This is a genomic window from Coprococcus ammoniilyticus (assembly GCF_025567345.1).
Lineage (GTDB): Bacteria > Bacillota > Clostridia > Lachnospirales > Lachnospiraceae > Coprococcus > Coprococcus ammoniilyticus.
Window position 1 is genome coordinate 111,105 of record NZ_JAOQJS010000003.1, and the last position, 9,262, is coordinate 120,366.

Here is a 9,262-nt window from a genome sequence, read left to right on the forward strand (position 1 = left end):
CTAATCTGCAAGCTTTGCAAGAAGTGCATTGATGAAGCTCTTTGCTTCTACGTCGCAGTATGTTTTTGCAAGTTCTACTGCTTCATTGATCGCTACCTTTACAGGAATATCTTCATCAAATTTGATCTCGTATACAGCCAGTCTGAGAATCGCAAGCTCTGCTTTTCCGATTCTGCCAAGCTTCCATCCCTGTGAAATACCACTGATCGTTTCATCGATCTCTGTAATATGGGCTACGACTGCCTCTACTCGATCTATAACATAGGCTTTTTCTTCCTCTGTCATGGCTACTGCATCCATCTTGTTATCGTCTTCATCATAAAGGCTGGCATGCTCCAGTTCGAGCTCTGCTTCTTCTCTGATCTCTGAAACGTCATTGAATTCCAGACTGAATAAAATTTTAAATACGGTTTCTCTTATCTCTCGTCTTGTCATATGTTCCTCTCTAGTTTGCGTCTGCCATGCGAACGCCGGCTACACGTATATTTACCTTGGTTACATTAAGACCTGTCATAGTCTCGATCGCCTGCTTTACTTTATCCTGAACCTGTGTTGTCACAGTTGGAATGCTGTATTCATATAATACATCGATCGCAAGATCTACTTTTACTTCGCCCGGCAATAATTCTACCTTCACGCCCTTTGCCGGATTCTTCTTGCCCAGACGGCTTGCGAGTTCATTTGATAGTGAGCCGGCAAGTCTTGATACGCCGTCTACCTCGGTTGCTGCCAGACCTGCGATGATCGCGATTACCTCGCCTGCGATCTGTACATGGCCGATGGAATTTTCTTCTTCTATATTTTCATACGTGCTTGTATTTTCTTCACTCATTCTGTATACCTCCAGACTTCCTGTATTTGTACATATTAATTCAATATTATACCGCAATTATGAAAAACATTCAACACCCGGAATTGGCGGGGGATAATTCAGAATTAGCCACTAGTTTTGTGAGGGATATGCAGGTATGTGTGTCCGCTGGTGCTTGTATCCTATAACAACTTGCTCCTCTTCCTACGAAGTGCACATGTCTTATCCGCACATACTCTCCTGTGCAAACTCGCCTGCGGCTCAAACATGCACCCGTATGTGCTGACAATGTGCACTTCATGACGGAAGCTTCGCTAATGTTGTTATAGGATACAAGTACCAGCCGGACAGATCATACCTGCATATTCATTCACCTTTGTACAGTAGCTAATTTTGAATTTACGCATATTCTTTGAACTATTTTTTAGTGTTATACAAATCCATAGTTTCTATCGTAGTATCTGCATTGTTGGTGATGTTTATTTATATTTTGGCATAATATCAATAAAACATATTCTCATTGTAACATTTATATCTTTGACTATAATATCATTTTTGCATAATAAAAAACGAATACCTATCATAATGTGATATGTGCATCAAATCATCATAACAGGTATCCGTTTTATAATTATAATCTTTATTATTCTTTTGTTTTATTTTGCCACTACATGTGCCTTTACGGTTGTGGATCGTGTTTTATCTGTTACTGTTACGTTTAATGTAGCAGTATATTCTACGCCATCTATAGTGGCGGTGCTTGTCCAGATATGGGTTCCGGCTGTAAGATATATTACGTTTCCATATATTGTTTTTCTCTCATTGGATCTCCATTTTGTAAAATTACGAATGTCGATTGCCGGATTGTCCGATCCGATCGTGATCTGATATACCGGAAGTACGATTTTCTGATATGGGGTAGATGCGGTTACCTTGCTGTCGCATACCCAGGTTCCTATATCTTGTGCCTCGCTTGCTACAAAGACATCATAGGTTCCGTCCGGAACAAAAATCTGAAATGATCCATCTGATTCCGGATCATTAAATTCTGACGCATCACACAACGTATCTTTTTCTTTTGCATATAAAGATATATAGTACGGTGCAGCCACATCCGCGACCGTTGATGTAATCTTGTGTCCGTCCAGATCATACACACAGCCCTTAAATGCTACACTATCCTTCACAATTATTGTAACTGATAAAATCGTTGTTATTGAAGCATCTTCGGTATCTGTTACTTTGGCTTTCAGTGTATAAGTGCCTGTTTTTTCTGTATCCAGAATGCAGTTAAGTCCAAATGCACTTTTGCTGTAACTTATTTCATTTGAACACTTAAGTATCTCATATTCCACACTTCCGTTTCCGCCATAAACTGAGGCATCCAGATCAACATGGCATGATTTCTTTGTTTCTCCTTTTTCCTGCCGCAGATAATCATATTGCACAATATCTGCTGCCATTAACCGGTTCTCATCGGCTATCTTCCATGTGATCGTATGATGGACCTTATTACCGATCTCGTCTTCTACCTCAATTTTCGTGGTATAAATTCCGCCTTTTGTAAAACTTCCTGAAAACTCCAGACAATCGGTTATACCATTAAACATATCATCGTCTTTTATTATCTTATATGTAATTCCCGGAGGAAGCTCTCCTGTTATCTTAAACGAACACAGCCCGACCAGTCCCGGTTCATAATATTTTTCATCGGAATAGTGATTGATACTATATCCAACACTTTTTATGATCTCGGACTTTGTCGTCTGCTCTCTTATGATTCCCTTATATGCAGCCTCTCCCTTATAATTCATTTTGGCAATCACAACCTGTACCATATCTCCTGTTACAAGCGCATCTAAAGTATCCAGTGTTATCTTGTATGTTATCTTATCGGAGGTCTTAACCGAATCAATATTACATTCCTTCTTATAACTACCAAAGGAGTACTTTCTTTTATAGATTTTAAAATCCGAACTGCTTAATTCCTTGGCACCTGTTAATTCTACCTGAACCTGCATCATTCCAATCGCCTTCACACTTTTTACAGTTACAGGTGCCGGAGCCGGCTTTACCTTGTTCTTTACTGTAATCTTACAGGTGGCTTTCTTACCGGAACCATCCTTTGCGGTTGCTGTGATCGTAACGGTTCCTGCTTTCTTTGCCTTTACAACGCCTTTGCCTGATACTGTTGCAACCTTTGTGTTGGATGACTTCCATACAACTGCCTTATTGCTGGCTTTCTTCGGTGTAACCGTTGCCTTTAAGGTCTGCTTCTTACCAACTGTCATGGTTGATTTTGTCTTATTCAGCTTTACCTTGGTAACCGGTGTACCGACGGTCACTGTGATCGTGCATTTTTTCTTTTTATTTGCCTTTGAGATCACATAAATCTTTGCTGTTCCCTTTTTCTTTGCTGTGATCTTACCCTTTGCATTTACTGTCACGATCTTTTTATTGCTTGTCTTATAAGTAACCTTCTTGGACGCCTTACCGGATACCGTTACCTTTGTTTTTAAAGTAAATGTTTTTCCTTTTTTCAGTGTCAACTGCTTTGCCGGAAGATTTGTTACAGCAACTGACTTCACCGTTCCTGCAGCAGCATAGCTCTCTCCCTGTGGAATAGTCAGGATAGATAGTACGACTGTTACAGCAAGCACCCATGCAAGGATCCGTTTGGCATAGCTCATATTATGTATTCGATTCATATCCTGTCCTCCTTACTGACGATCATATGCCTTTACTGTCAGACTCTTGCCGTTCACAGTAAATCTGGCATAACTTTTACCATCTTCCGTCTTAATATAATAAGTACCATTTGGAAGATAGAGCGTATCTCCTGATTCATATCCATACGCATTTGCACCATTCACATCTACCCAATATCCAAATGATGTGGCTGTACTCTTTTCCGGATCCGGAACGATCGTTACCGGATAGACCGGAAGTGTCACATCAAAAGTCATCGGCTCATCACTGGAATTCACCGGACATTTCTGATTGTAAAATGTATACTTTGCTGTATGACTTGCATTATAAAAGGTAATATTATAATTTCCCGGAATAATGGTATAAGACATTGTACCATCTTTTATTGAACCACTGGTAGAACTCAATTCCTGTGATGGATCATCCGAATATCCATGAAAGGAATAATTTCCTCTTCGGATCGGATCACCATTTGCATCCCGGACAATCGCACTGATATGTGCTCCATCAATAATTGTATATGTAATTGTCGCAACCGTATATAGGGCCGGGTTATTCTTATCTGTTGCCTTAACCTGAATCTGATATTCGCCGGCATCTACATTTTCAAATGATACACTCATATATCCTGATGTACTGATTGTCGTCTGGAAAAGTTCATAATCCCCACCGGCTAATTCATATGTATACTGCCCACTTCCACCGTATACAGAATATGGCTTATGATAGACGCCATTCTCCCGTGAAAAATACTGACATGTCGTACTACGTGAATACAACTGGTTTTCATCATAAATTATCCAGATAATGGTCGTCTGATATTTATTTCCCAGTTCATCCTCGCAGGTCAACAAGCTCTGAGTCTCACCTGCTTCTGTCGGTGATCCTGTAAACACAATACTTTCATCAATTATATCATTCAATATATAATAATCCATTCCTACAGGCAGCTTATCAATTGAATACGTCCTGTAACCGGTTCCATAAGTAAGATCATCATTGTAGCTTTCCAATGCTCCATTTACTTTGATCGCATAGTATCTGGTTTTCTGAATATTAACTGTCTTATCCCGATATATACACTCCTTATACACACCACTGGTTTTGACTGCTACCTTGATATATGTATTTTTCTGGAACTCATCTTCATCGTTGATATGCAGTATATATGTGATATGATCACTAGTTTCTGCCTGAACTGCTTGATACGGTTTCTTATAGGTACCATATGAATACTGCTTTGCAAAGATTTCAAAGTCTGCCTTTGTAAGTACAACCGCCTTGGAAAATGTAATTTCTATGCTCTCCACTCCAAGAACCTTCATACTTTTGATCGCATAGTCCGGAGCAGCCGGAGTTGGATCAGCCGGCTTTGCTGCAGATGCTTTCTTTACTGTTATCTTGCAGGTGGCTTTCTTACCGGAGCCGTCCTTTGCTGTTGCTGTAATCGTAGCTGTTCCTGCTTTCTTTGCCTTTACAACACCTTTGCTGGTTACAGTTGCAACCTTCTTATTGGATGACTTCCATACGACTGCCTTGCTGCTGGCTTTCTTCGGTGTAACCGTTGCCTTTAAGGTCTGCTTTTTGCCAATTGTCATCGTGGACTTGGTCTTGTTCAGCTTTACCTTGGTAACCGGTGTACCGACTGTCACTGTGATCGTGCATTTTTTCTTTTTATTTGCCTTTGAAATCACATAGATCTTAGCGGTTCCTTTTTTCTTCGCTGTGATTTTACCCTTTGCATTTACCATTGCAATCTTTTTATTGCTTGTCTTATAGGTAACCTTCTTTGAAGCTTTTCCTGTTACGGTTACCTTTGATTTCAAGGTAAATGTTTTCCCTTTTTTGAGTGTCAGTTGTTTTGCCGGCAGGTTGGTAACCGCTACAGATTTTACTTTACCGGTTGCCGCACTTACTTCCGCCTCCGGAACTGTAAGTATGGACACTGCTACTGCTACTGCAATTACAACTGCCAGAATTCGTTTTAACACTGACGTCTTTGCGTGTTTTTTCATAAACATAGCCTCCCTTTACTACCTTCTTCTCCCGATTTTATTTGCTCGGAATATTATATTACCCGCAGGTTATCATAATTTCAGGTATACCTGCGGGTAGTATTTTTTTATTTTGCCACCACGTGCGCGGTCACTGTTGCAGACCGTGTAGTATTCGTAACTGATATCTTGAGAGTTGCCTGATAGGTTACCCCAGCTTTCTCTGCAGTACTGGTTAATGTATAATTACCAACCGGCAGATACAGATACTCACCTTTTCCTCTCAAAGTACCATCTGCTTCTTCCCATTCTCCAAAAGATGAAACACCTAATGCTGTATTATCCGATGCAACCGTGATCTGATATAACGGAAGCACGATCTGGTAATTATTGCTTGTTGATGCACTTACCGTATAATTTTCAAGATATTTTTCTACCCCTCCGGTTTTATTTACCACTCTTATGTCGTAATTGCCTTCCGGGACATCAAAATATACCGTTCCGGTACTACTATTGTACTTTCCAATCTCTTTTCTCAGATCGATGGAATATGCCCGATCTGTCCACCTGGACTTGATATAACACAAAAAGGTGTCTGAAACTGTATTCTTGATCTTATGACCATCCAGATCCACAAATGTTCCATTCACACGGATTCCCTTTGCTATAACAAACGTTACTGTACAGTATGTAAAAATAGAGGAATCTTTCTTGTCTGTGATCTTTACTTTCATGGTATAAGTTCCCGCCTGGCTGGTATCTATCGTACCATAAGCATAAAATCCATCCGGTGTCAGTTCCATGCAGTCTGCCTTCGAAACAACTTCATATGTGTAAGTACTGCTTCCGCCTCGTGGCAGAATCTGCACATCATCTTTGGATGTATACGCACCATCCGGTTTACCGGCGGCTGCATCCGGATTCTTTAAATTCCCATATTGTATAATATCTTCTGCAACGATCGTCTGATCATCCCATACCTTCCAGGTGATTGTATGATGTATCTTATTTCCAAGTTCATCTACTACATCGATCTTTGTTGTATAGATCCCGCTCGCAGTAAGTGCGCCTGTAAATTCAAGATAATTTGAATTACTGCCTGTCTGTACCTCTTTATAAGAAACGCCCGGCGGCAATTCTCCAACTGTAATAACAGCAAGTCCTGATATATCCGGTTTATAATAGGTTACATCCTTCTTTGTGTTAAATCCGTCACCCTTTGCAAATATCTTTACTTCGCTGGTCGTTATTGTACTGGCAGCTTTTCGATATACCGCTTCTTTACTGGTCTTCAATTTTGGAACAGATACCTGAACCATATTACTGTTAAAGAGCACATCCTGTCTGTTCAAATGAATCCGATATGTGATCTGATCTGTTGTTGTCACACTGTCAAGTACACATTTTCTTACATATTTACCATATCCATTCACTTTACTGGAAACTGTAAAATCCGATGCTTTTAATGCCTGTTTGGCACTAAGTACCACCTGAATATCTGCATTTCCAAGGATCGTCAGACTCTTGATCACAGTCGGTGCTGTTGGTTCCGGATCTGCAGGTTTTACTGTCGTTTTCTTCTTTACTGTGATCTTGCAGGCTGCTTTCTTACCGGAGCCATCCTTTGCTATCGCAGTGATCGTAACCGTTCCGGCTTTCTTTGCTTTTACAACACCTTTACTTGTAACCGTTGCAACCTTCTTATTGGATGACTTCCATACGACTGCCCTGCTGCTTGCTTTCTTCGGTGTGACCGTTGCCTTTAAGGTCTGCTTTTTTCCGACTGTCATTGTTGATTTCGTCTTGTTCAGCTTCACCTTGGTAACCGGTGTTCCGACCGTTACCGTGATCGTGCATTTTTTCTTCTTATCTGCCTTTGAGATCACATAGATCTTTGCTGTTCCTTTTTTCTTTGCTGTGATCTTACCTTTTGCATTCACTGCCACAACCTTTTTGTTGCTTGTCTTATAAGTAACCTTCTTTGAAATTTTTCCGGTTACTGTTACCTTGGGCTTTAAAGTAAATGTTTTTCCTTTTTTCAGTGTCAGCTGCTTTGCCGGAAGATTGGATACCGCTACCTTTGTTACCTTACCCCCTGCCGCATAACTTTCTGTCTGTGGAATGGTAAGAATGGATACTGCCACCGCTGCTGCGATCACCCATGCAAGTATTCTTCTTACCCGTGAATTTCTTCGTCTTTCCTTCATTTATACTCTCCTTCCATATTTCTTCAGACTCATGTAACATCCATCCCCATATCTTATTCTTTTACATAAGCATATGCTGTTTTATTGCTGCCATTCACGGTTATATCCACATAAAAGACATATTTTGTGCCATTCACCGTACCGGTACAGCTTAGATGATAAGTTCCGTTTGGAAGGTATTGTGTTGTTCCTTCATTGTAATATTTCGATCCGGCTACATCGTGCCAGGTAGCGAATTTCGTAAATCCCTGTACTTCTTCCGGCGCATTTGGGTCCATCTCAATCTTGATCTTATAAACCGGAAGTGTAACATCAAACATCATCTTCAGATCCGTATCCGTCGATGTCTGCCCTTCCTTTCTTGGTAATGCTGTCAGATTATAAATACTCTTGCTTACAGACCCGCTTCGATCAGATATCGTGATATCATATATGCCGCTTTCCAGACCTTCATTGTAAAACGTACCATCATATTTTTTGGTACTGAGATTATAGGTGCTATACCTTACTCCGCTTATCGTATTTGAATATTCCGCATATTTATTCTTATTAATTATTGAATAACGGTACTGCTCTATCGGATCTCCGTTCGCATCTCTTACAATTCCCTTGATATAATAGGAATCTACAATTGTAAAAGTAAGTGTTCCCGTTCCTGTCTTTGTACCATCCTTCTGATCTATGACACGGATACGGATCTTATATACCCCTGATGCAATCCCTTTTGCATTGATATTGATCTTATCTCCATCATCTATAATCTTACAGTTATCCAGGATCGCACTGTCACTTTCTGCTCTTATGATCTCATATGTATAAGAACCGCTTCCTCCATATGCATACACCGGTGTAAATAAACTACTCCAATCAGTATTTAATGCCCCTTCTTCTTTATCACATACGATCAGATTGTCCGCGTCATATATGATCCAACGGATTGTCAAACGATATTTACTGCCAATCTCATCTTCGTAAACCAGAACGCTGTCATACACCCCGGCCTTTCTCGGTGATCCTGAAAATTCCATCACCCGTTTCGTTGCCTCTGTTGTGACCTCATATTGAATACCGGCAGGAAGCCCGCTGATCGAATAATTCGCATAACCTGTTCCCAGTCTCTGTCTTATATCTTTTACTGTAGCTCCTACTTTATATGATAATGTAACAGAATTTTCGACATTGTATGTATCTTCCATATACACACACTCTTTTGACAACTTTAACTTTGGTACCTCTACCTTGATATAAAGCCCTTTGCCAAATACCATATCTCCCGTGATATAGACCTTGTAAGTAATGGAATCCTTTGTCGTTACCTGACTCACTGTATATTTCTTCAGATAGTCTGCACTTTCATATCGTTTTACCCATAATGCAAAATCGGCTGCTGTCAGTGCTGTTGCCTTTGTAAAGGTAACCTCCATCATATCACCCTGTACGATCTTCACACTCTTGATACCAAGCGGCGTTACTGGAACTGGATTGTCCGGTTTCGCTGCAGACGCTTTCTTTACTGTTACCTTGCAGGATGCCTTCTTACC

General features: G+C 40.4%; 6 protein-coding genes. All 6 read right to left on the reverse strand.

Annotation, left to right across the window (positions count from 1 at the left end):
* A complete protein-coding gene (gene nusB, locus OCV60_RS05160; protein WP_118675324.1) occupies positions 1 to 435 on the reverse strand; it encodes a transcription antitermination factor NusB in 435 nt (144 codons plus the stop codon).
* A gap of 10 nt (positions 436 to 445) precedes the next feature.
* Complete coding sequence (locus OCV60_RS05165) at positions 446 to 832, reverse strand: Asp23/Gls24 family envelope stress response protein (RefSeq protein WP_008401476.1); 387 nt, start codon at positions 830 to 832, stop codon at positions 446 to 448.
* Positions 833 to 1,467: 635 nt separating this feature from the next.
* Positions 1,468 to 3,519 (reverse strand): Ig-like domain-containing protein, encoded by a 2,052-nt coding sequence (locus tag OCV60_RS05170; RefSeq protein WP_262529631.1) that lies wholly within the window; start codon positions 3,517 to 3,519, stop codon positions 1,468 to 1,470.
* 12 nt (positions 3,520 to 3,531) lie between these two features.
* Positions 3,532 to 5,535, reverse strand: a complete 2,004-nt coding sequence (locus tag OCV60_RS05175; RefSeq protein WP_262529632.1) for an Ig-like domain-containing protein — start codon at positions 5,533 to 5,535, stop codon at positions 3,532 to 3,534.
* A 107-nt stretch (positions 5,536 to 5,642) separates the two neighbouring features.
* Entirely contained in the window at positions 5,643 to 7,721 is a 2,079-nt protein-coding gene (locus tag OCV60_RS05180) for an Ig-like domain-containing protein (RefSeq protein WP_262529633.1), read from the reverse strand.
* A 53-nt stretch (positions 7,722 to 7,774) separates the two neighbouring features.
* Positions 7,775 to 9,262, reverse strand: a 1,488-nt coding sequence (locus tag OCV60_RS05185; protein ID WP_262529634.1) for a hypothetical protein, incomplete at its 5' end; no start/stop codon positions are given.